Origin of the sequence: Glutamicibacter protophormiae (genome assembly GCF_016894325.1) — a bacterium.
GTDB lineage: Bacteria > Actinomycetota > Actinomycetes > Actinomycetales > Micrococcaceae > Glutamicibacter > Glutamicibacter protophormiae.
In genome coordinates this window covers 1,178,370-1,198,098 of record NZ_CP069806.1, presented here as the reverse complement: position 1 = coordinate 1,198,098, position 19,729 = coordinate 1,178,370, and the positions used below count along the sequence as shown (strand labels likewise).

The following is a 19,729-nucleotide window of genomic DNA, read 5'->3' as shown; positions in this document are numbered from 1 at the left end:
TTAGTGCTTCATTCGCTGGCGGCGATAGTTCGCTGGCTTTCGAGCACCAGCGCCACCGCCTGTTCAAGCAGCCCGGGTTTGGTCGGGTCCAGCCAGGCGACCCGTTCATCGGCATTGAACCAGGTGATCTGGCGGCGGGCGAACTTGCGGGTGGCGACCACAGTCTGTTCAATCGCCTCGGCGCGCCCGATCTTCCCGTCCAGGAAATCAATGTACTGCTGGTAGCCGATGGCCCGCGACGCGGTCTTGCCCTCGCGCAAACCCGAGTCCAGCAGGCCTTCCACTTCCTGGGCCAGTCCCTTGGAATCCATTGTATGGACCCGGGCTTCCAACGTCGCATGCAACGCGGAACGCTCGTAATTTAGCCCGATCTGCACCGCAGGCTGGAAATACTGGCGCTGGGGCATATAGGAGCTGAAAGCCCGGCCGGAGATTTCAAAGACCTCCAAAGCGCGGATGGCGCGCCGCTGGTCGAGATTCCTCGCCGCAGACATCGGATCCACTTCCGCCAGCCGACGACGTACTTCGCCGTCGCCGTGCGCCCGCACCTCGGCTTCGAGCCGTGCCCGCACCTGCGGATCGGTGGGCGGGAAGTCGATGACATCCAGTGCAGCACGCACATACAGGCCGGAACCGCCGACCATGACAGGCACCCTGCCCTTGGCTCGAATCGCTTCAAAACACTCACGGGCCTGGATCTGGAATTCCGCGACAGAGGCTTCCTCCCGCACGGACATGATGTCCATGAGGTGGTGCTCGATGCCGCCGCGCTCGTCAGGGGACAGTTTCGCGGTACCGATGTCCATGCCCCGGTAGAACTGCAGTGCATCTGAATTGACGATCTCGCCGTTCAGGTTCCTGGCCAGGGCGATGGCCAGATCGGATTTGCCGGTTCCGGTTGGGCCGACCACGGCAATGACCGGAAGTTGCGTCGCGTCCATGCGGCTAGCCGCGCACCTTCAAGGTCGGCATGCCCAGGTTGGTCCGTCCCGGCTCGCTGCCTGCTCCGGGCGTCGGCACACCGCAGCTTTCGGCCTGCGACCGGTCCCACGCGTCCCCCGCCCGCGAACGGCGCAGCTGGTACTGCTCCGCGGTCGGGTCGGAAACCAAGTGGAATGCCGCTACCTCGGTGATCGGCAGGGTGACCAGGTCGCCGGGGCGCGGGGTGGCGGCACCCTCGGGAACCGAGAAGTGCACCAGGCGCTGGTCCTGCGAGCGGCCGGACAGTCGATGGGTCGATTCGGCCTTGCGGCCTGCGTGCTCGGTAACCATGACCTCAACGGTCCGGCCCAGCTGCTTGGCGTTTTCCTCCTTGGCAATCCGGTCCTGCAGTGCAGTCAAACGCTCGAATCGTTCCTGGACGACGGCCTTGGGCAGTTGCTCGTCCATGGTCGCCGCCGGGGTGCCGGGGCGCGGCGAGTACTGGAAGGTGAAGGCCGAGGAGAAGCGCGAAGCTTCCACGACGTCGAGGGTGGCCTGGAAGTCTTCTTCGGTCTCCCCTGGGAAGCCGACGATGATGTCGGTGGTAATCGCGGCATGCGGGATGCGCTCGCGCACCTTGTCCAGGATTCCGAGGAATTTCTTTGAACGGTAGGAACGGCGCATCTCCTTGAGCACGCGGTCCGATCCGGACTGCAGCGGCATGTGCAGCTGGGGCATGACGTTCGGGGTTTCGGCCATGGCCTCGATCACGTCGTCGGTGAATGCCGCCGGGTGCGGGCTGGTGAAACGCACGCGTTCCAGTCCTTCGATTTCTCCGCAGGCTCGCAGCAGCTTGCCGAACGCCAGCCGGTCGCCGAATTCTACCCCGTAGGAATTCACGTTCTGGCCCAGGAGCGTCACTTCGATGGCTCCGTCGTCCACGAGTGCCTGGATTTCGGCCAGGATTTCACCGGGCCGGCGGTCGCGTTCCTTGCCGCGCAGGGAGGGCACGATGCAGAACGTGCACGTATTGTTGCAGCCCACCGAGATCGACACCCAGCCCGCGTAGACCGATTCGCGGCGCGTCGGCAGTGTCGAGGGGAAGACGTCCAGGGACTCGAGGATCTCCAGTTCAGCCTTCTTGTTGTGCTGAGAGCGGTTCAGCAGTGCCGGCAGCGAGCCGATGTTATGGGTTCCGAAAACCACATCGACCCACGGAGCCTTCTTGAGTATGGTCTCGCGGTCCTTCTGCGCCAGGCAGCCGCCGACGGCGATCTGCATGCCCGGTCGGGATTCCTTGACACCCTTCAGGATGCCGAGGTTGCCGTAGAGCTTGTTGTCCGCGTTCTCACGCACGGCGCAGGTGTTGAATACCACGACGTCGGCGACGCCGTCGGTCGCTTCTTCCGGCTTCCGTGTCAGCCCTGCGTCTTCAAGCAGCCCGGAGAGCCGCTCGGAGTCGTGGACGTTCATCTGGCAGCCGAAGGTGCGCACTTCGTAGGTGCGTGGTTGCAGTTCGGACTCGGGGCTGGAAATCGGTTGTTGCTCGCTCACCTTATAAGGTTACCGAATTCGCGCAGGCCCCGAAACGAAGGCAGTCCTCGGCGCGCGGAGTTCGACCGCGTTGCCTCTAGTGCTGCCCGAAGCGTTCTTCCCATTCTTCGCGAGCTACCTTGAACGCCATTCCTCCGTTATACCCCTTGCGCCCCAGCATGCCGACCAGGCGTCGCAACGACCTGTCCCGGTCCACTCCCATCGATTCCGGCCGCAGCTTGGCGCGAACCAGTTCCCTCGCGCGCTGCTCCTCGGTTTCGTCGTCGATCTGCTCCAGCGCTTCGGCTGCGGTTTCATCGTCGATTCCCTTGGTACGCAGCTCGCGCTTGATCGCGCCGCGCGCCAGCCCGCGGGAGCGGGCCCTTGCCGCCACCCACGTCTTGGCGAAGCGTTCGTCGTCGACGAGCTTGATTTGCGCATAGCGCTCGATCACCTCATCGGCAATGTCTTCAGGACAATCTTTTTCAAGAAGCTTGTCCTTCAGCTGTTTCGCGGTTTTGTCGCTGGCCGTCAGCTGTCGCAGCAGGATCCCTCGGGCCTTTTCCCGCCATTGGTCATCGCTGAGTTCTTCAGTTTCCCCAGATTCGCGCGACGCTCGCCTGGCCTCGCGAGCCTCCCGGCGTTCCTTTTTCGTAGGCGCTGCGGGTGCCGGGGCAGACAGGATCTCGTACATCGCTGCACGTAGTTCGTCGACGTTTTCCGGCTTCTTCTTCTCCTGCGCTGGGACGCTGGCAATGACCCGCCGATTGGTTGGTTCCACCGCGTCGGAGGGAAGGCTTCGTGGCGCAGCTTGGCGGGCGCCCGGTTCTCCCGGTTCAGGAGCCTCGGGCGCGGCCGGGTCGGGCCGAGCCCATTCGGGCATGTCCTGAAGGTCTCCCTGAAATTCGTTGGAAACGGACGTAGCGTCCGACCCGGAACCGTATCCGGGTCGAACGCTACGTCGTTTGAAACCTGAACTCACTACTTATCGCCCTCGACGACTCGCAGTTCTGTCTCGTCTTCTTCTACCTCTTCCGCCGGCAGAACACCGAGCTTCTGCAGGATCTGACGTTCCAGCTCGGTAGCCAGATCCGGGTTGTCGCGCAGGAATCGGCGGGCATTTTCCTTGCCCTGGCCCAGCTGGTCGCCATCATAGGTGAACCAAGCACCGGACTTCTTGACCAGGTTGTGCTCAACACCCATGTCGATGAGCGAGCCTTCGCGGGAAATGCCGTGGCCGTACAAGATGTCGAATTCGGCCTGCTTGAACGGCGGAGCCATTTTGTTCTTGACGATCTTGGCGCGGGTGCGGTTACCGACCGGGTTGGTTCCCTCCTTGAGGGTTTCAATTCGGCGGATATCGATACGTACCGAAGCGTAGAATTTCAGCGCCTTGCCACCGGTGGTGGTTTCCGGGCTGCCGAAGAAGACGCCGATCTTCTCGCGGAGCTGGTTGATGAAGATCGCGGTGGTCTTCGAAGCCGAGAGGCGACCGGTGATCTTGCGCAGTGCCTGGGACATCAGTCGAGCCTGCAGGCCAACGTGGCTGTCGCCCATTTCGCCTTCGATTTCCGCACGTGGAACCAGGGCCGCCACGGAGTCGATGACGATGATATCCAGTGCGCCGGAGCCAACGAGCATATCCATGATTTCCAAGGCCTGCTCACCGGTATCCGGCTGGGAGACCAGCAGCGCATCGGTGTCAACGCCCAGCTTCTTGGCGTACTCGGGGTCCAGTGCGTGCTCGGCGTCGATGAATGCCGCGATGCCGCCGTTGCGCTGGGCGCTGGCCACAGCGTGCAGTGCGACGGTGGTCTTACCGGAAGATTCCGGACCGTAGATCTCCACGACACGGCCGCGAGGAAGTCCGCCAATGCCCAGGGCCACGTCCAGTGCAACCGAACCGGTAGGAATTACTTCAATGGGAGCGCGAGTTTCATCACCCAGGCGCATGACCGAGCCCTTGCCGAAGGCCTTGTCGATCTGGCCCAGGACAGACTCAAGTGCCTTTTCCCGATCATTATTTGCTGCCATGGTTCACCTTTGCTCATGCAAGCCATCAATCGACCTGCTCACGATTTCTTGTCCTGCATTAGACAGTATGAGCGCCTACCGACACTTTGGACCCGCGGATCCGGCAAGTGTGGACAAACTCAAAGTTTAAGTTTTCGCGGGCGGCGTTCCGCCTCGTTCACGATCAATTCTATCCGAATAGATGTTCGAAAATCAATGTGGATGTTTCGAATACTCGAAACTGCTCGTCGACGCCTAGGACTGCTTTGGCTCGATGTCTACACCGAGCCAGCGTTCCGCTGGCACATCTTGCGCACGGCACAACGCTTCCCAGACTTGTTTTGGCTTGACGCCTTTGTTCAGGGCAACGCTCGCCGTCATGCTGTCCAGTTCGGACAGGGCCATGGAGTCGGCCAGAACATGGGAGTATCGCGGGCCGAATTCATTCTCCATATTCCGCCAAAAGTCACTAAGTCGCACTGGAATATTCTCCCACGAATGAAGCGAGGGCCCACGCATTTGCGTAGGCCCTCGCCAGCCGGGTTGGCTGCCTGCGGCATCCCCGGTAAGTGTTGATGTAGCTTAAACCGAAGCCAGTGGCTTGTCGTTGCGGGTTGCTGCGAACTCGTTGGCCATGTCGGTAGGAACGGTGTCCGGGATCGCGATGCCTTCGGCCAGTGCGACGCGCTCAGATACCTCGCGCAGCATGAGCGAGAGCGGAATCTCCAGAGCGGAGCAGATTGACGAGAGCAGCTCCGAAGATGCTTCCTTCTGTCCACGCTCCACTTCCGACAGGTAGCCCAGCGAAACTCGGGCGCTATGGGAAACCTCGCGGAGGGTACGACCCTGGCGCTGACGGACGTCACGCAGGACGTCACCGATTTCATGACGGAGTACTACCATTTTGTGCTCCTCCTTCACGGGCTGGACCATATGGGCTTCTCCCATATCGCGCCAACGGACAACACCATTGACTGTGACGGGTTGCTTGACCATAAATTTAGCCTTTGCTCCTAGGTCCATCTCGAAGATCTATTCATAACGGGGGCCGTCCTAGCGACCCTTCAATTCTTACAACGGCATGTCATTCGAATTTGTTCCCGTACCATCACCCTAATCATAAATTTGCGACCTACGCCACAAAACGATGATTCATTGCGGAAATTGCCGGGAAAAATAGTATTCCGCGCTTTACTGTGAAGAAGCTTTACCCAATATGGCAGCCAGCTGGTTGATGGCTGCGTTGGTGCTCTGCTCCCGGATCTGGGCACGGTCGCCGACGAAGTGATGTTCCCTGGCTCCGGACTCGCTTCCGAATGCCCACCCGATAAACACGGTGCCCACGGATTTTCCGTCATGCGATTCGGGACCGGCGACGCCGGTGGCCGAGACGGCAAGGTCGGCGCCGCAGGCGCGCTGGGCTCCAACAGCCATCTGTCGTGCCACCTCGGGGTCTACGGACCCCTTCTCCGCCAGGAGATTCTTGTCCACTCCCAGCACGGAGGCCTTGACGTCGCTGGAGTAGCTGACTATCCCGCCGCGCAGCACCGCAGAGGCTCCCGGCACCTCGGCCAAGGTTGCCGCAATCAGCCCGGCGGTCAGGGATTCGGCGGTGGCCAGCTGGAGCTTCTGCTCGCCGGCCATGGAAATCACCGCTGGTGCCTGGTGCCTCATTTGTCGCTCTCCTGGGTATGGACGGTGCGCACCGGGTAGTCCCCGATGCGCACCGGCGTTCGTTGGTCGTTGGCGTTAGCTAGCGCTGTTCGTTCTTCTTGTAGGTGTTGCGCAGGGCGATGGCCTTGAAGATGTATTCAACACCGGTCACCACGGTCACAGCGACGGTCAACAGCATCAGGGCCCAGGCCACCGCATGCAGCCAGTCGACGGTATGGGTCAGCGGCAGCAGGTACAGCCCGATGACCACTGCCTGCAGCACGGTCTTGATCTTGCCGCCCATGTTGGCGGCGATCACGCCATAGCGGATGACCACCACGCGCAGCAGGGTGATGCCCCATTCGCGGACCAGAATGGTCACGGTGACCCACCATGGCAGCTCGGCCAGGATGGACAGGCAGACCAACGCGGAGCCAGTGAGCAGCTTGTCGGCAATCGGGTCAGCAATCTTGCCGAAGTTCGTGACCAGCCCGCGGCTGCGGGCCAGATCGCCGTCCAGCTTGTCGGTGTACATGGCCAGCACGAACAGCCCCAGCGCCACCCAGCGCCAGGTGCCGTGGGTGCTGTCGTCCGCGAACAACGCCCAGATGAAGAACGGAACCATGATGATGCGGATCGTGGTCAGCACGTTGGCGATATTCAGTACCGGCACCGGCTGCGGTGTTTCGTGCGAAGCTTGCTCACTCATGGGTGTCAGTGTCTCCCTGTCAGGTCCCAGGCGTCCTCACCGGAGCCCTCGTCGTCGGAGCCGTCGAAGTAATCGACGGCCTGCGGTCGGTCATCCAGGTCCTTGGCAACCAGGTCCTCGGCATATTCTGCCACCGGATCCGCGTGGTTCACATTCGCCTCGTCCACCAGCGCCTGTTCGGCGGCGCTCGCCTGCGTGTTGGACGGGTCGTCGCCGCGCATCGCGGCCAGCACCATGGGCAGGTCATCCGGCTTGATGAGCACGTCGCGGGCCTTGGAGCCCTCGGACGGGCCGACCACGCCGCGCGATTCCATCAGGTCCATCAGGCGCCCGGCCTTGGCGAAGCCCACGCGCAGCTTGCGCTGCAGCATCGAGGTGGAACCGAACTGGCTGGTGACCACAAGCTCGGTGGCTTGCAGCAGCAGCTCCAGATCGTCTCCGATATCCTCGTCGATCTTCTTCTTTTCCGCGACCGGCATGACGTCGTCGCGGTATTCGGGCTGCAGCTGGGCCTTGACGTGCTCCACCACGCGGTGGATCTCCGACTCGGTGACCCAGGCGCCCTGCACGCGCATCGGCTTGGAGGTGCCCATGGGCAGGAACAGCGCGTCGCCCTGGCCCAGCAGCTTCTCGGCGCCCGGCTGGTCCAGCACCACGCGAGAGTCGGTGACCGAGGAGGTGGCGAAGGCCATGCGCGAGGGCACGTTGGCCTTGATCAGGCCGGTGACCACGTCCACCGACGGGCGCTGGGTGGCCAGCACCAGGTGGATGCCGGCGGCACGGGCCAGCTGGGTGATACGCACGATCGAGTCTTCCACATCGCGCGGCGCGACCATCATCAGGTCGGCGAGCTCGTCCACGATCACCAGCAGGTACGGGTAGGGCTTGAGCACGCGCTTGGAGCCCTCGGGAGGGTGCACCTTGCCGGCCTTCACCGCCTTGTTGAAGTCGTCGATGTGCTTGAAGCCGAAGTTCGCCAGGTCGTCGTAGCGGGTGTCCATCTCGCGCACGACCCACCCCAAGGCCTCGGCGGCCTTTTTCGGGTTGGTGATGATCGGGGTGATCAGGTGCGGCACGCCTTCATAGGCGGTCAGTTCCACGCGCTTGGGGTCGACCATCACCATGCGGACCTGGTCCGGGGTGGAGCGCATCAGGATCGAGGTGATCATCGAGTTCACGAACGAGGACTTGCCTGCGCCGGTCGCGCCGGCAACCAGCAGGTGCGGCATCTTGGCCAGGTTGGCCACGACGAATCCGCCCTCGACGTCCTTGCCCACGCCCATGACCATCGGGTGCTCGGTCTTGCGCGCATTCTGGCTGCGCAGCACGTCGCCCAGGGCGACGACCTCCTTGTCCGTGTTCGGGATCTCGATGCCGATGGCGGACTTGCCCGGAATCGGGGACAGGATGCGCACGTCGGAGGAGGCCACGGCGTAGGAGATGTTCTTGGACAGCGCGGTGACCTTCTCCACCTTGGTGCCCGGGGACAGCTCGATCTCGTAACGGGTCACCGTCGGGCCGCGGGAGAACCCGGTGACCCGGGCGTCGACCTTGAACTGCTGCAGGGTGTTGGTCAGCGCGTCGACCACCACCTGGTTGGCTTCGCTGGCTTCCTTGGCCGGAGGACCCGGCGGCAGGAAGTCGGCCGAAGGCAGGGTGTAGGCGATGTCGCCGGAGAGCTGCAGCTGCTCGGTGCGCGCCGGGATGGGTGGCTGCGGCGCGCCGGAGAGGCCGGCGGCGCGCGAGGAGACCTGGTCCATGGCGCTGGTGGAGGCTTCGGGCTCGGACTTGAGCCCGATGCTCTCCATGATCTGGGCCATCTCGGCCTCGGCCTTGGTGGGGCGCTTCACGCCCGGAGGCGGGGTCTGCGGTTCCGGCTCCGCATCCAGTTCTGCTTCGACCTCCACCGCGCGGTGCGCGATGGTCGGATGCTCCGAAGCCATCTGCTCCCGGGAAAGGGCTTGGGTGGCGCCTTCGTCGGCGTCGAAGACCTCGAAGGAGCGGTTGCGGTGCACCGCCGGCAGCGAGGTGGTGGCGGCTTCGTCCGGCTCGGCCGATTCCTCGTCGATGACCGCCTTGTCGTAGGCGATGTCGCCGCTGCGCTCCGCGCCCTCGTGGCCGTCCACGTCGTAGACCTCGGTGACCTTGCGGGCCGCCGCGCGGCGTTCGAAGAAGCCGGGCTTCTTTTTCTTGGGAGCCGGCTCCGCCTCCTCCTGCGGGTAGAGGTAGGACTGGTCGTGGTCCTCGGACTGGGCCCCCAGCTCGACGGTGTGGGAGGCCTCCTGGGCGGAGGCGCGGGCCGCGCGCACTACGTCGGGATCCTGGCCCAGCAAACGGTTGTAGCCGTTGCGGATGCGCGTGGGGATCTGGGTGATCGGCGTGGCGGTGACGATCAGCAGCGACATGAACACCAGGAAGATGAACACCGCCATGGCTCCGGGCACCGAAATCAGCAGCCCCAGCGGGGTGCCCAGGATGGATCCGGCCATGCCGCCGGCATTCCAGAGCACGTCGAAGTCCTCGGACACCGCCGGCGACCCATTGGCCAGCGAGGCGATGGAGGACCCGGACAGCGTCATGATCAGCAGGCCGATGCCGATGCGGTTGTTCTCCGTGACGGCTTCCGGGTAGCGGAACAGCCGGAAAGCCCCCACGAAAAGGATGATCGGCAGCAGCACGGCCATGAAGCCGAGCGTTCCGCCGACCACCGCATGCACTCCGACGCCGAACCATCCGGCATCGCGCAGTCCCCACCATTCAATGATCGCCACGACAATGGCGATCAGGGCGAGAAACAGTCCTGTGCCGTCGCGCCGCAGCTCGTAGTCGGGTTTGACGGTGCCGCCGATGCGTCGGAAGGCGCCACCGAAGATCCGGGCGATGCCCATCCACACGCTGCGGATCACGCGCAGCGGCAGCGGCAGTTCCTGCTCCGGATTATCGGTGGGTTTCTTGGAGGACGAGGTGCCGGACGCCTTGGGTTTACGCGTCGTTGGCTTCTTCGCCCCCTGAGACTGGGTACGTGGGGCCATATTTCTAGGGTATCGCCATCGGCTGGGAACGCACCGAATTTACACGTGAACTCGGCGCCCCCGCGACGCTAGAGAATAATCACTCACCAGCCAGATCCCAGACAATACTCAAACGGCATGATCGCCCGAAGATGGCCGCCCACCACCTACCGGTCGGTTCCCGCGCCGCAGCGTGGAAGGTGGCGGTCCACCAGTTCAGCCTGCGCTTGGTGCGCTAGTCAAAGGGCGGCAGGTTGGACAGGTTGTTGCCCGGGTTTTTGTCGGATGTAGTGCGAAGATACTTGCTCCCCGATCCCGATGTCGCCACTCGTATCGGAGTCAGCGATTTGTCCTTGTCGATGACGAAGAACTTTTCACCAATCTCGATCGCGTTGATGATCTGGTCAATGCCCATGCTCCAGCGTTGGCCATTAGCTCTCACGCCGCCGAGCGCGTCGATTCGCCGTCCGGGGTCCCCCGCATCGGATTTCACGTAACTGACGATCCGCGACGTGGTATCGAACAAGGACGGGTGATATGGCGTGCTCCCCGGTGTGGAATCCGTGTTGCTTTCCGCGCTCCAGTCGATTCCTTCGGGTACCTCGAAGAGCATGTTGCAGTCGGTGTGGCTTGTATCGGGGACCTCCACCTGTCGGTGGTACTGCTCGCGCAACGTGAGCTCTACTTCGTCACCGCCATCAATCCAGCGTCCGACCTTCTGTTCCTTGAACCCGTAGACTTCTGCGGTTTCGCAGCGCCGGAACGCGACGGACTGGATGCTGTCGCAATGCCATTGCTGGCCAAAGGCTTCTCCCAAGACATCCACCAGGTCTTGTTCCCGCGGTTGGGCTTTGCCGCTGAATTCGTGTTTGAAATCCTTTTCCAGGCGTTCGCGATCTTTTTCGCTTTCTTGATCGCTTTCGAAAATCGCGGTGGCCAGAGAAATGATGCCGTACTTCTCCGGAACGTCGACAGTGAACGTCTTCCTGATCAAGCGGTCTTCACCGCTGTCGACAGTTTGATAGACCTTAGAACGCCACGATTCGTGGTGGTTGACCCCGTGTCCGTTGATCAGCCCGATAATGAATGGCTCGTCTGAGTTGCTGGCCTGATCCCATTCGGATTCTGCGATGCACTGCAGTCGGGTGAAGTCCACTTGGAATCGATTCGTCGGGATATTTCCGTAGGTCTTGCCTGCGCGGCCGGTTTTCAGCAAGGTTCCGTGGACCTTGTAATGCCCTTCCGATTTTCCGTTGCAATCGATGACGAAGGGGACCTTGGAACCAACGGTCATGATCTCCAATCGATCCGCGGTGAAGATCACTCGATTGTATGCGATGAAGTCAGCGGCGAATCCGAAGATATCGGCGAAGAATTCCCAGATGCCTTCAAAAATGTCCTTGATCTCATCCCAGAGCAAGTTCGCGATTTTCCAGATGGTTTCCAGCAAAGTGGGACCGGTGTTCAGCAATGCCACACGCGATGGCTTGTGGGGAATCGGGCCAATCATGTAGGCAGTCAGCGAACCGCTGGCGAAATCGTCATATGAAATCAGCCTGTCCACCAAGCTGTCTGCGTTTTCGAGGCTGTAGTCGAGTGCCGGGTAGGTCACCCCGTCGATCACGGGAACTACCGCCGCATTGGTGTTCGCTCCGGGAATGTCGGAGGTTCGGATGACAAGCCTCAGGTACCACTGTTCTTCAGCGGATGTGGCAGTCGGGGTCGGGCCGACGCTCAGGAAGAGATATGGCAGCAACGACATGTCTTCGAACGGCGCAACGTCCTTTTTGTAGTCCGCGTCGTTTACCCCGACGTTCTTGATCTGCTTCCAGAATTCCGTGTATCCCAGCTGCTTCATGCAATTGCCCAGGACATCCAGCCACTGGCACGAATTTCTGACGGCCAGCCGGTAGGCCGTGTTGAAGGCTTCATCGCCAGTCAGTGGCGGCTTCATCTCCGAACCGCGGACGGCCACCCCCATGGGGGCCTGCCATCGGGAGTCCAGATTGATCCCCGGTTCGACGTAGACCGTTCCCCTGGGAAGCTTGACGCCTTCAATGATCGGCATCTCGATCGGAATAGTGCTGTCGCACCGCCGGTACATCTTGCAGATCGATGACTCCGCCATGGGCGAGGCAGCGTGGCAGACAATGCTCAGGACCTTACGGACCGGAGCCATTCCGCTCAGAACCGCGCATTGGAATTCATAGGATCCGTGCGGATAGATTCCCTGTACTGCCGTGAGTTCGTAGTAGCCGGTGTAGATGCTTCCTGTCCGACGCATCTGTTCCGGCGCCTCAAACCATGTTGTGTCCCGACGTTCTCCCCTGTTGATCCAGTTGGAATGGGAGTAGAAGTCTTGAATCGCATGCAAGCTCGCGCCGATCAAGTTGTGCGCGCAACTGACCTTGGCCCGGTCGTCGAGATCCGATTCCTTGGCCCAGATCAGCCCGCTGACCGTGCCCGAGAGATACTGACGCCACTGCCGCTCGATATCGGTGTTGCTGAAGAGATCGTCGAAATGCAGCGCCTTGAGGTGTTTTCGCGTGCTCAAGGACAGCAGGATCCGATTTACTCCTCCGCCATTGACAATGTCGCCCCACCACAGGGGGTTGTACAAATAGGAGTCCACGTAGTCTGCGTGAAATGCGACGGCGTTGCGGGCTTCTGGCGACCAGGAGCCCGCGGACCGGCGAGTGATGCCCTCGTGATGCCAGTGTTCGGCGTCCGGGGCCGGCCCCAGCGGATTCTCACCACCGAACTGGAACTGAAGGTTCAACAGGCTGGCCATGAATCGAAGTCGCGTGAACATCAGAACTCCTTGGTCCCCAGGGCGTGAGAAGCGTTCAAGGCCGGGTTCGGCCTTGAACGCACCCTAGAGAGCCAAGCATTACAAAAGCATTACACGGATTTTTTCCTTACTTGCCAACTATCGGTTTTTGGGAAAATCTGCGAATGCAGCGCCACTAGCCCGGGGCCTTCGGTGCTCGTCGCACCGCGACTGTTCCTCATGCCCCGGGCCTACATGCCTGAGTCCAGCCATTGCTTGGCGATGTCCTTCGCCGACTTCTGGTCCACCGTGCTCTGGACGTTCAGATCGATCAGGGCCTCGGCGGAAAGCTTGGCGCTGATCGGGTTGAGCACTGCCGCCAGATCATCGGACATGTCGGCTTCGACCACCGGCACCACATTGGAGGCCAGGAACAACGCCTTCGGGTCCTTCAAGACCACCAGGTTCTCCGTCTTGATCCGCGGGTCCGCGGTGAACACGTTGCCCACGTTCACCGTTCCCGCAACCAGGTCCTCCACCGTGGTGTCCCCGGTAGCGGAGAAGGCCGCGTCGATGCCGTAGATCTTGCTCAAGCCCTTCGGCCCGTAGGGCCTTTCGGCCAGCTCCGGCGGGCCGCCGAGGGTGAGCTTTTCAGACACCTTCGCCAAGTCCTCGATCGAGGCAAGGCCGTTGTCCTTGGCGAATTTCTCGGTGACTGTGTAGGAGTCCTGGTCCGAGGCCTGGGCCTGGTCCAGCACCGCCAGGGAGTCGGGCAGCGCCTTGCCGAGCTCGTCGTACACGTCATCCGTCGCCCGGGCGGTGGTGTCCGGCTCGAAGTACTGCAGCAGGTTTCCGGTGTACTCGGGCATGATGTCGATGCTGCCGTTCTCCAGCTGCGGCATGTACGCATCGCGCTGCCCGATGTTGAACTGCCGCTCCACCGTGAAACCGGCCTTCTCCAGCGCCTGGGCGTAGATCTCCGCGATGATCTCATTCGAGTAGTACGCCTGCGACCCCACGACTACGGTCTTGCCGGCGTCGCCGGAGGCTCCGGTGCTCGGCTCGTTGGCCAGCGGGTCGCTGGCACCGCATCCTGCCAGTGCCAGCATTCCGGCGAGTGCAAGGACCGAGCCTGCCCGGGTCTTGCGCATTGGGAACTTCATGTTCGCGTCCTTTCAACGGTGCGATCTCCCTGCAATTCAGGGGTGTTTGCGTGGTCTGCGCCGCGCCCTGCGGGCTCGGCCGGCGGGCCGGCGGTGCTGGTGCTGCGCAGGCCGCGGGGCACGGACATCCGCTGGGCCAGGGCCATCAGCAGTTCCAGCACCAGGGCAAGCGCCGCGACCAGGAGCGCGCCGCCGAGCACCATGTCATAGCGCCGCAGGTTCAAGCCGGTGATGATCGGCAGGCCCAGTCCCCCGAGGTTGACATAGGCGGCGATGGTGACGGTGGCGGCCACCTGCAAGATGGCCGAACGCAGCCCGCCCACCAGCAGCGGCAGGCCCAGCGGAATTTCGACCTTGGCCAGGATCTCGCGTTCGGTCATGCCCATGGCGCGGGCGGCGTCGATGGTCTTGCGGTCGATCGATTCCAGCCCCGTATACGCGCCCGCCAGGATGGACGGGATGGCCAGCAGCACGAAGGTGATCACCGCGGCCTCTGGCTTGTGCAGCACCCCGGCCACCAGCACCAGCAGGATCAGCAGGCCGAAGGAGGGGACGGCGCGGGCCAGCCCGGAGACGGCCACGGCGATTTCACGGCCGCGGCCGGTATGGCCGATGGCCCAGCCCAGGGGTATGGCGATGACCGCGGCGAGCGCGACAGCGATCGCGGTGTACGTCAGGTGCTGGCCCAGCAGGAGCAGCAGCGAGCTGGCCCCGGTCCATTGGGCGGGGTCGGTGAGCCAGGAGAAGGCATCGCGCAGCAGGTTCATCGGGTGCCCACCGCCTCGGGTGCGCTGTTCCGGGCGCGCCGGGCCCGCTGGGGCCGCGCGGCGGTCCAGGGCATGAGCCAGCGCCCGGCCAGCACCAGCAGCAGGTCGATCAGCAGCGCGATCAACGCCACCGCGAGGACGCCGGCGAGCACCTCGGGGATGATGCGCCGCTGCAGCCCGTTGGTGAACAGGTAGCCCAGGTTGGTCACGCCGACCAGGATGCCCACGGTGGCCAGGGAGATGGTGCTGACGGCGGTCACCCGCAGTCCTGCGAGAATGACCGGGCCGGCCAGCGGAAGATCAACCGCGGCGAAGCGCCGGCCGGGTCCGTAGCCCATGGCCGTGGCGGCCGAGCGGGTCTGCGGGTCGACCGAGTCCAACCCATCCACCACGCAGCGGACCATGATGGCCAGCGCATAGACGGTCAGGGACACGATGAGGTTCGCTTCGCTGATGGCGCTCATTCCGGTGACGACCGGGAGGATCATCAGCAGTGCCAGCGACGGGATGGTGTACAGCAGGCCGGTGCCGGTCACCACCAGGCCGCGCAGCGACCGGTACCTCCAGGCTGCCCAGCCCAGCGGCAGCGAGATCAGGAACCCGGCGGCAATCGCCCACAGGCTTTGGCGCAGGTGTTCCAGCGCCAGCGTCCCGATCAGGTCGAGGTTTTCAAGGATCCAGTTCATGCCCGGTCCAGGTCCGGCGCGTCGACCAGGCGGCCCTGGGTCCTGCCCTGGGAGTCCACCAGCACGGTTCCGGTGGGAGTCTGCTTGATGCTCAGGGCCCGCTGCCCGCGGTCGGCCCCGATGAACGAGGCGACGAAGTCGTTGGCCGGGGATTCGATGATCCGGCTGGGCGTTCCCACCTGCAGCTTCTGCGCTTGCTCGGAGAGGATCACCACCTGGTCGCCCAGCAGGAACGCCTCGTCGATGTCGTGGGTGACGAAGATGATGGTTTTGCCCAGCTCCCGCTGCAGCCGCAGCAGCTCCTGCTGCAGCTCGGTGCGGACGATCGGGTCCACCGCGCCGAAGGGTTCGTCCATGAGCAGGATGTTCGGCTCCGGGGCCAGTGCCCGGGCGACGCCCACGCGCTGTTGCTGGCCGCCGGAGAGCTGGTGCGGATACCGGTCGGCAAGGCTGGAATCCAGTCCCACCGTCGCCATCAGTTCCAGTGCACGCTGGCGGGCCTTGCCGCGGGAGGTTCCCTTGAGCCGCGGCACCGTGGCGATGTTTTCCGCGACGGTGAAGTGCGGGAGCAGCCCGGCGTTCTGCATGACATAGCCGATGCTGCGGCGCAGCTGGACCGGAGAACCGGCGCTGATGTCCCGCCCATCGATCCTGATGCTCCCCGCCGAAGGCTCGACCATGCGGTTGACCATGCGCAGCAGCGTCGTTTTGCCGCAGCCGGAGGATCCGACGAACACCGTCGTGCGATGCGCAGGCACCTCAAGGGAGAAGTCGCTGACCGCCGTGGTGCCGCCCGGGTAGCTCTTGCTGACTGCATCGAACTCGATCATGGGCGGACACCCGCTGCATCCTGGATCTGCGGCGCGCGGTGCGGCGCCGGCCTGTGGGGATTCGTCAGGGCGTTCATTTGCCCCATTCTGCCTAATTCCTGGCTTCCGGCACAGTCCCGCGCGTGAATCTTCAGCATTAGTTCAGTTTGTCATCCCAGATCAGGAACGTATAAACGCTCCCAAAGCAATGACCCCGCGAAATTCTCAGCGAATTTTCACGGGGCCACTCAGGAGGCTTAGAAAGCCTGCCACTGCTGGATGTAGTCCGGGGCGTTCACGCTGCCGAAACCGAGTCCGAGAACCAGCAGGATGATCGAAATGATCCATGCGGTCTTCTTGTGCTCCTCGTACCCGGCCAAACGGTAGCCGTACTTGTCTCGCATGCCGCCGGCAAGAATCAAGATGATGTCCACGAGGGCCCAGATGCCAAAACCGCCGAAGGTGATCAGCTTGAGGATACCTGTGCCGATCTTCCCGAGGTAGAACCGGTCGATGCCCAGGCCGCCCAGGAACCAGGACAGCAGCCAGGCCGCGATGAAGCTCTTGCAGCCCTCGCCGTTGCGCTGCTGCCCGTAGGGGTTCGACGGATACGGGTTCGTGGAGCTGGCGTAGTAATTCGGCTGATTCGGCGGAACAGACATGAAGAATCCTCGGGGTTCGGATGATGGTGGCCAGGCACTGGCCATGCTGAGGACTGACAGAGCACCTTTAAGCACATCTGATCTGGAGATTCCTCGGGACCCACGCTAGTGGCTTTTGGCGGTACCTGCCAATTGCGGACCACTACGCGTCGGCGCGGCCTCTCAGTTCGCAGATCTGCTTCCGCGTCCGTGGAACCGTGTAGTCATCGTCCAAACAATGGCCAGGGATAGCACCAGGTAGCCTGCCGCGTTCCCGATCCAGAATCCTGCAGGGGCGCTCGGCAGGAGTACCGCAAGTCCAGCGCAGGACACAAGCAGCGTGGCCGCTGCCGCGCCGGTGAGCGCCGCACCGCGCTGGGACGCTCCCCGGCCCGATTTCTGCCGACGCTTCTGGAGCGCCATGCCAGACAGGGCGCCCACCCCGGGGATCAGGCCTGCCGCAGCGCCGAGCATGGCCCCGTTGGCCAGCGCGCCGAAAGCTATGGCGGCCGCATCCGACGGTTGTGGACCTGTCCATGTTTCGAGCAGTATCCCCCAGTAGTTCATGAGTCCCAGCAAAGCGCCGAGCGCTGCACCGGACAGGACCGTTCCCGCCAGCAGGCGAAGTGAAATCCGTTGTGTTTCCAACGCCGGAGTGTGCGGTGGCATGTGGGCAACACCTTTCTTTGGTCAAGTTATTCTGCGGCCTGCTCTGTCAGGTCCCGGGCCGTTGCCGAACATCAGTGCGGTTCAAGGCCAACAGGGTTCCGAACGCCAGGATGAAGCACAATGCCATCAGACCGAACACCAGGCCGTAAATGATTCCAAAATTCGGCTCTTCCGCCAAAACACTTGGAAAAATCACGAGCGCGGGAAGCAGCCCGCCTGCCATGGATCCCGCGGCGCCGGCTGCCGCTTGATGCAATGCCGTCGCCTCGGGTCGTCGCACTTCGAGGATTCCCACGGCAGCGTACGTCGCGGCCCAGCTGAGTATCCCCACACCGATTCCGCTGAGCATCGCAATCGGGAGAATCGTGGCCAGGAAATTAAGGAGATAGGCCGTATCGACATCGCCCTGCGAACCGGTCCAGTAAGCCGCCGGGCCAAGAATTGCCACGGCCGCCGCCGCCCCGCACAACGCTCCGAGACCTGCCGCTGACCAGAAGAGCTGTTGGCCCATGGTACTCAGGGCCCGTGCCCGTTGACGCATCATGGGCCAAGCCTAACCCGCGGGTCCTCCGGCAGGCCTGATCCACCGGGTAGATGACGAACCGGGAACATCCTTGACCGGATTTTCATGCCGTGTCCCGTTAAACAGCGGAACCCCGCCCGGTGGGCAGGGTTCCGCTGTCCGGTGTTCCGAAAGCCTAGGCTTCGAGCACTACCGGGACGATCATCGGGCGGCGGCGCAGCTTGCGCGACACCCACGAGCCGATGACGCGGCGGGTAATCTGCTGCAGCTGGTGCGTGGAATGGTTCGGGTTGTTCGCAACCGCTTCCACGATCGCGGCGGCGATCTTCGGCTTGATCTCGTTGAAGACCGAGTCCTCTTCGGCCACGCCGCGGGCGTGGATGTCCGGGCCGGAGATGATGGTGCCGTTCTGGCGGTTGATCACGGTGATGACCGAGATGAAGCCTTCCTCGCCGAGGGTGACGCGGTCCTTCAGGTCGTCATCCGTAATGGTGCCGACCTTGGAGCCGTCCACGTAGACGTAGCCGCATTCGACCTGGCCGACGAGCTGGGCCACGCCGTCCTTGAGGTCGATGACCGAGCCGTCCTCGGCCAGCAGCACGTTTTCCTCCGGCACGCCGGACTGCGCGGCCAGGCGGCCGTTGGCAATCAGGTGGCGGGTTTCGCCGTGCACCGGCAGCACGTTCTTCGGGCGCAGGATGTTGTAGCAGTACAGCAGCTCACCGGCCGAAGCGTGGCCCGAGACGTGGACCTTGGCCATGCCCTTGTGGATGACCTCTGCACCCAGCCGCATCAGGCCGTTGATCACGCGGAAGACCGAGTTCTCGTTGCCCGGGATCAGGCTGGACGCCAGGATCACGGTGTCGCCCGGGTTGATCTGCACCTTGTGCTCGCCGTTGGCCATGCGCGAGAGCGCGGCCATCGGTTCGCCCTGGGAACCGGTGGACATCAGCACGACCTTGTGGTCCGGCAGCTGGTCGATCTGCTTCAGGTCGACCAGCACGCCCTGCGGGATGTCCAGGTAGCCCAGGCGCTCGGCGATACCCATGTTGCGCACCATCGAGCGGCCGATGAAGGCGACCTTGCGGCCGTGCATGGCGGCGGCATCCAGCACCTGCTGCACGCGGTGCACGTGCGAGGAGAAGGAAGCGACGATGATGCGGCGGCGGGCGCGGGCGAACTTGGCTTCCAGCACCGGACCGATTTCGCGTTCGGCGACGGTGAAGCCCGGCACCTCGGCGTTGGTGGAGTCCGGCAGGAACAGGTCCACGCCTTCCTCGCCCAGGCGGGCGAAGTGGCGCAGGTCGGTGATGCGCCCGTCCAGCGGCAGCTGGTCCATCTTGAAGTCGCCGGTGTGCAGCACGGTGCCGGCCTCGGTGCGCAGGAAGACCGCCAGGGCATCCGGGATCGAGTGGTTGACCGCGACGAATTCGCATTCGAAGTTTCCGACCTGGGCGATTTCGCCCTCCACCACGATGTTGGTGTTGGCCTTGATGCGGTGCTCGGCCAGCTTGGCTTCGACGAAGGCCAGGGTCAGCTTGGACCCGTACAGCGGGATGTCTTCGCGAAGGCGCAGCAGGTACGGCACGGCGCCGATGTGGTCCTCGTGGCCGTGGGTGAGCACGAGGCCCACCACGTCGTCCAGGCGATCCTTGATGTATGAGAAGTCCGGCAGGATCAGATCCACACCAGGCTGGTGCTCCTCGGGGAAGAGCACACCGCAGTCCACGATCAACAGCTTGCCGTTGAGCTCGAACACGGTCATGTTTCGGCCTACTTCGCCCAAGCCTCCGAGGGGGACGATGCGCATCGTCCCCTTCTTCACTTTGGCCGGCTTCTGCATGCGTGCAGAATCGGCCTT

General features: G+C 63.1%; 18 protein-coding genes. All 18 read right to left on the bottom strand.

Annotated features, from left to right (window positions below; translation table 11 throughout):
- Positions 1-8: 8 nt before the first annotated feature.
- The 18 genes from miaA to JQN66_RS05595 all read right to left on the bottom strand — a co-directional run bounded on the left by miaA (position 9) and on the right by JQN66_RS05595 (position 19,711).
- Positions 9-941, bottom strand: coding sequence for a tRNA (adenosine(37)-N6)-dimethylallyltransferase MiaA (gene miaA, locus JQN66_RS05680; RefSeq protein ID WP_204676997.1), 933 nt, complete (start codon positions 939-941; stop codon positions 9-11).
- A gap of 4 nt (positions 942-945) precedes the next feature.
- Complete coding sequence (gene miaB, locus JQN66_RS05675; protein WP_239464193.1) at positions 946-2,394, bottom strand: tRNA (N6-isopentenyl adenosine(37)-C2)-methylthiotransferase MiaB; 1,449 nt, start codon at positions 2,392-2,394, stop codon at positions 946-948.
- 157 nt (positions 2,395-2,551) lie between these two features.
- Positions 2,552-3,337, bottom strand: a complete 786-nt coding sequence (locus JQN66_RS05670) for a regulatory protein RecX (protein ID WP_239464155.1) — start codon at positions 3,335-3,337, stop codon at positions 2,552-2,554.
- 98 nt (positions 3,338-3,435) lie between these two features.
- Positions 3,436-4,488, bottom strand: a complete 1,053-nt coding sequence (gene recA, locus JQN66_RS05665) for a recombinase RecA (protein ID WP_188949188.1) — start codon at positions 4,486-4,488, stop codon at positions 3,436-3,438.
- A 234-nt stretch (positions 4,489-4,722) separates the two neighbouring features.
- Positions 4,723-4,920 carry a DUF3046 domain-containing protein gene (locus JQN66_RS05660; RefSeq protein ID WP_245353557.1) on the bottom strand — a complete coding sequence of 66 codons (198 nt, stop codon included), beginning with the start codon at positions 4,918-4,920 and terminating at the stop codon, positions 4,723-4,725.
- 129 nt (positions 4,921-5,049) lie between these two features.
- Positions 5,050-5,463 (bottom strand): helix-turn-helix domain-containing protein, encoded by a 414-nt coding sequence (locus JQN66_RS05655; RefSeq protein WP_047121151.1) that lies wholly within the window; start codon positions 5,461-5,463, stop codon positions 5,050-5,052.
- A gap of 195 nt (positions 5,464-5,658) precedes the next feature.
- On the bottom strand, positions 5,659-6,141 hold the full coding sequence (locus JQN66_RS05650; RefSeq protein ID WP_204676995.1) for a CinA family protein: 483 nt from the start codon (positions 6,139-6,141) through the stop codon (positions 5,659-5,661).
- A gap of 79 nt (positions 6,142-6,220) precedes the next feature.
- Positions 6,221-6,829, bottom strand: coding sequence for a CDP-diacylglycerol--glycerol-3-phosphate 3-phosphatidyltransferase (pgsA, locus tag JQN66_RS05645; protein ID WP_188949185.1), 609 nt, complete (start codon positions 6,827-6,829; stop codon positions 6,221-6,223).
- 5 nt (positions 6,830-6,834) lie between these two features.
- Positions 6,835-9,861: a DNA translocase FtsK gene (locus JQN66_RS05640; protein ID WP_204676994.1), complete on the bottom strand. Its 3,027-nt coding sequence runs from the start codon at positions 9,859-9,861 to the stop codon at positions 6,835-6,837.
- Between the two features lie 214 nt (positions 9,862-10,075).
- Positions 10,076-12,652 (bottom strand): DUF3892 domain-containing protein, encoded by a 2,577-nt coding sequence (locus tag JQN66_RS05635; protein WP_204676993.1) that lies wholly within the window; start codon positions 12,650-12,652, stop codon positions 10,076-10,078.
- Positions 12,653-12,861: 209 nt separating this feature from the next.
- Positions 12,862-13,773 carry an ABC transporter substrate-binding protein gene (locus JQN66_RS05630; RefSeq protein ID WP_239464154.1) on the bottom strand — a complete coding sequence of 304 codons (912 nt, stop codon included), beginning with the start codon at positions 13,771-13,773 and terminating at the stop codon, positions 12,862-12,864.
- Complete coding sequence (locus JQN66_RS05625) at positions 13,770-14,540, bottom strand: ABC transporter permease (RefSeq protein ID WP_204676992.1); 771 nt, start codon at positions 14,538-14,540, stop codon at positions 13,770-13,772. The genes JQN66_RS05630 and JQN66_RS05625 overlap by 4 nt, the downstream gene beginning before the upstream one ends.
- Complete coding sequence (locus JQN66_RS05620; protein ID WP_204676991.1) at positions 14,537-15,226, bottom strand: ABC transporter permease; 690 nt, start codon at positions 15,224-15,226, stop codon at positions 14,537-14,539. The genes JQN66_RS05625 and JQN66_RS05620 overlap by 4 nt, the downstream gene beginning before the upstream one ends.
- Entirely contained in the window at positions 15,223-16,056 is an 834-nt protein-coding gene (locus tag JQN66_RS05615) for an ABC transporter ATP-binding protein (protein WP_204676990.1), read from the bottom strand. Before JQN66_RS05615 ends, JQN66_RS05620 begins: the two co-directional genes overlap by 4 nt.
- Positions 16,057-16,292: 236 nt before the next feature.
- Positions 16,293-16,697 carry a TM2 domain-containing protein gene (locus JQN66_RS05610; protein WP_204676989.1) on the bottom strand — a complete coding sequence of 135 codons (405 nt, stop codon included), beginning with the start codon at positions 16,695-16,697 and terminating at the stop codon, positions 16,293-16,295.
- A 162-nt stretch (positions 16,698-16,859) separates the two neighbouring features.
- Positions 16,860-17,345, bottom strand: a complete 486-nt coding sequence (locus JQN66_RS05605; RefSeq protein WP_204676988.1) for a hypothetical protein — start codon at positions 17,343-17,345, stop codon at positions 16,860-16,862.
- A 46-nt stretch (positions 17,346-17,391) separates the two neighbouring features.
- Complete coding sequence (locus tag JQN66_RS05600) at positions 17,392-17,889, bottom strand: hypothetical protein (RefSeq protein WP_204676987.1); 498 nt, start codon at positions 17,887-17,889, stop codon at positions 17,392-17,394.
- 154 nt (positions 17,890-18,043) lie between these two features.
- The gene (locus JQN66_RS05595) at positions 18,044-19,711 is read right to left on the bottom strand and encodes a ribonuclease J (protein WP_374189870.1); all 1,668 of its coding nucleotides are present in this window, start codon (positions 19,709-19,711) and stop codon (positions 18,044-18,046) included.
- Positions 19,712-19,729: the final 18 nt, after the last annotated feature.

What these genes read in the sequence shown, in the direction of transcription:
- miaA (WP_204676997.1), bottom strand. Translation starts at nt 941, where the DNA reads ATGGACGCGACGCAACTTCCGGTCATTGCCGTGGTCGGCCCAACCGGA.
- miaB (WP_239464193.1), bottom strand. Translation starts at nt 2,394, where the DNA reads ATGAACGTCCACGACTCCGAGCGGCTCTCCGGGCTGCTTGAAGACGCA.
- JQN66_RS05670 (WP_239464155.1), bottom strand. Translation starts at nt 3,337, where the DNA reads ATGCCCGAATGGGCTCGGCCCGACCCGGCCGCGCCCGAGGCTCCTGAA.
- recA (WP_188949188.1), bottom strand. Translation starts at nt 4,488, where the DNA reads ATGGCAGCAAATAATGATCGGGAAAAGGCACTTGAGTCTGTCCTGGGC.
- JQN66_RS05660 (WP_245353557.1), bottom strand. Translation starts at nt 4,920, where the DNA reads ATGGAGAATGAATTCGGCCCGCGATACTCCCATGTTCTGGCCGACTCC.
- JQN66_RS05655 (WP_047121151.1), bottom strand. Translation starts at nt 5,463, where the DNA reads ATGGTCAAGCAACCCGTCACAGTCAATGGTGTTGTCCGTTGGCGCGAT.
- JQN66_RS05650 (WP_204676995.1), bottom strand. Translation starts at nt 6,141, where the DNA reads ATGAGGCACCAGGCACCAGCGGTGATTTCCATGGCCGGCGAGCAGAAG.
- pgsA (WP_188949185.1), bottom strand. Translation starts at nt 6,829, where the DNA reads ATGAGTGAGCAAGCTTCGCACGAAACACCGCAGCCGGTGCCGGTACTG.
- JQN66_RS05640 (WP_204676994.1), bottom strand. Translation starts at nt 9,861, where the DNA reads ATGGCCCCACGTACCCAGTCTCAGGGGGCGAAGAAGCCAACGACGCGT.
- JQN66_RS05635 (WP_204676993.1), bottom strand. Translation starts at nt 12,652, where the DNA reads ATGTTCACGCGACTTCGATTCATGGCCAGCCTGTTGAACCTTCAGTTC.
- JQN66_RS05630 (WP_239464154.1), bottom strand. Translation starts at nt 13,773, where the DNA reads ATGAAGTTCCCAATGCGCAAGACCCGGGCAGGCTCGGTCCTTGCACTC.
- JQN66_RS05625 (WP_204676992.1), bottom strand. Translation starts at nt 14,540, where the DNA reads ATGAACCTGCTGCGCGATGCCTTCTCCTGGCTCACCGACCCCGCCCAA.
- JQN66_RS05620 (WP_204676991.1), bottom strand. Translation starts at nt 15,226, where the DNA reads ATGAACTGGATCCTTGAAAACCTCGACCTGATCGGGACGCTGGCGCTG.
- JQN66_RS05615 (WP_204676990.1), bottom strand. Translation starts at nt 16,056, where the DNA reads ATGATCGAGTTCGATGCAGTCAGCAAGAGCTACCCGGGCGGCACCACG.
- JQN66_RS05610 (WP_204676989.1), bottom strand. Translation starts at nt 16,697, where the DNA reads ATGTCTGTTCCGCCGAATCAGCCGAATTACTACGCCAGCTCCACGAAC.
- JQN66_RS05605 (WP_204676988.1), bottom strand. Translation starts at nt 17,345, where the DNA reads ATGCCACCGCACACTCCGGCGTTGGAAACACAACGGATTTCACTTCGC.
- JQN66_RS05600 (WP_204676987.1), bottom strand. Translation starts at nt 17,889, where the DNA reads ATGATGCGTCAACGGGCACGGGCCCTGAGTACCATGGGCCAACAGCTC.
- JQN66_RS05595 (WP_374189870.1), bottom strand. Translation starts at nt 19,711, where the DNA reads ATGCAGAAGCCGGCCAAAGTGAAGAAGGGGACGATGCGCATCGTCCCC.